The sequence below is a fragment of the Actinomadura meridiana genome (assembly GCF_039537545.1).
Classification (GTDB): Bacteria; Actinomycetota; Actinomycetes; order Streptosporangiales; family Streptosporangiaceae; genus Spirillospora; species Spirillospora meridiana.
This window is the reverse complement of record NZ_BAABAS010000043.1, coordinates 1-2,237: the sequence shown is the minus strand read 5'-3', so window position 1 is coordinate 2,237 and position 2,237 is coordinate 1. Positions and strand designations below refer to the sequence as shown.

Sequence of the window (2,237 nt, the reverse complement as noted above, 5' to 3'; positions counted from 1 at the left end):
AGCGGGTGATGGTCTTGTTGAGCTGCTTGTCGTCGGCGGCCTCGACCAGCTCGTTCACCAACTTGGTGGCCAGGGTGTATTTCACTCGATAGCCGGCCATGGCCGCTTCGGTGCCCAGCGCGATGAGCAGGTGTGACTTGCCGGTGCCCGAATCGCCGATCAGGCAGAGCGGTTCGCCCTTCTTCACCCATTCGCTGGAGGCCAGGGTGTGGATGGTGGCGGGGTCGATGTTGGGGTTGGCGTCGTAGTCGAACTCACGCAGCGTCTTCTGCCGGGGGAAGTGCGCGGCCTTGATTCGGCGTTCGGAGCGGCGGCGGTTGCGGTCGTCGCACTCAGCCATGAGCAACTCGGCCAGGAACCCGCGATAGGTCATCTGGTCCCGGACGGCGGCCTCGGCCAGTTCGGGGAACTTGGCGCGGACGGTGGGCAACCGCAGCATCCGACAGGCGCTGTCCACGGCTGTTTCAGCGGCCTGTTCGGTCAGTCCGCGATTGCGGTTGATGGTGGTCATCGAGCCTCTTCCTGGCTGGTCGGTCCCTGACTGGCGGGCGGGCGGCGGCGCAGGAGCTGGTCGTAGTGGGCCACCGACGGCAACGGCCTCCGGTCGGGCGGCAGCTGCGCCAGCCGCCGCTCGGTCAGCGAGGTCACCGTCGCGGCCTTGGCCGGCATCGCTGGTTCGGGGCCGGGGACATCGGCGGAGTCGTCGGCCTCGGCGGCCTTGCGGGCTTCCAGCGCGACCGCGTCGGCGGTGAGCGCGCCGGCCCGCAACGCCGCGGCGATGCCGGCGACGACGTGCTCGTGGTTCATCTGCCGGTTCAGCAGCAGCACGTCGATCAGGGCGCGGGTGCCCTCACGGTCGCCGTGGGCTTTGCTGGCCGCCGCCCACCAAGCGTCGTGGACGGGGGTGAACTTGCCCGCGGCGCGGGCCTGTTCCAGCGCGGTCGCGCCGGGCAGCGCGCCGGGCTTGCGGACCAGGGCCTCCAGGTAGTGGTCCAGCTCCAGATGCCGGCCGCCTTTGGCTCTGATGCGCTCGTGCCGGGCGACTTGTTCGCGTCCGTCATAGACGACCAGCTCCGAGGCGTGCAGCACGACCTGGACCATCCGGCCGATCAGCCGGACCGGCACCGAGTAGCGGTTGGTGCGGACGCTGATCTGGCTGTGCCGGTCCACCCGCAGACAGAAGTGCCGGCCGGTCTCGAACGCCTCGACCGGCAGCGGCTGCAGCAGCGGCCGCTCGGCGGCGAACAACTCGCCGATCGTGCGGGGACGCGACCGGATCCGCCGCGCCTCGTCCTCTTCGTCCCAGCGGTCGATCATCTGGTTCAGCTCGGCCAGCGAGTCGACCTCGGGCACCGGGACGAAGTGGTTGCGGCGAAACCAGCCGATCTGCCCTTCCACCCCGCCCTTCTCGTGGGCGCCCTCGATCCCCGGGCGGCAGTAGAAGCTCTCGACGCCGTAGTGGGAGCGGAACGCCGTCCATCGCTCGGTCTCCACCCGCTGCCGGGTGAACCCGATGATCTGTGCGACCGCGGCCTTGAGGTTGTCGTAGCGGATCTTGCCGAACGGCACCCCGCCCAGCACCTCGAACGCATGGACGTGGCCTTCGAAGAACGCCTCTTGGCCACCGGAGGTGAACACTCGGTGCACCGCCTTGCCCGAATACGACAGCCGCAGGCTGAACAGGTAGCAGGTCACCTGCTGTCCGCGGATCCGGACCGTGACGTCACCGAAGTCGACCTCGGCTTCGGCGCCGGGCCGGTGGGTCTGGGAGATGAACGCCTCGACCGGTCCCCGGCCGGCCTCCACCCGGATCTGCGGCCGCCGCTCGGCGACATAGCGCCGCACGATGCCATAGGACACCTGCGTGTCGTGCTCGTCGACGAGCCGGTCGAAGATCCGCTTGACGGTGTGCCGCTGCTTGCGCGGCGCGTTCAGATCGGCCCGCAACATCGCGTCGATCACCGGTTTGAACGGATCCAGCAGCGTCGCCCGCGGCTCCATCTTCTTGCGCGGCTTCGGCCACGCCGAGTCCAGCGCCTGACGCACCGTCGGGTGCGAGACGCCGTGCTTACGCATCACCGCCCGGATCGACAACCCGTCCCGCACATCGCGGCGGATGGACGCGTACAGCTCGGTCTTGGACTGCCGCGCCATCCAAGCCCCCTCACGGTGGGTGACACAGCAGATACTCCCACCGCAAGCCCCAGGGTGTTGCTGAAACTCATCAACACAGCAAC

At 69.0% G+C, this 2,237-nt stretch carries 2 protein-coding genes; both read right to left on the bottom strand.

Annotation, left to right across the window (positions count from 1 at the left end):
• The coding region (locus tag ABD808_RS38365) for an ATP-binding protein (RefSeq protein ID WP_344908485.1) at positions 1–511 on the bottom strand (511 nt) is incomplete at its 3' end.
• Positions 508–2,154, bottom strand: a complete 1,647-nt coding sequence (gene istA / locus ABD808_RS38360; protein ID WP_344908483.1) for an IS21 family transposase — start codon at positions 2,152–2,154, stop codon at positions 508–510. The genes istA and ABD808_RS38365, both read right to left, overlap by 4 nt.
• Between the last annotated feature and the right edge of the window lie 83 nt (positions 2,155–2,237).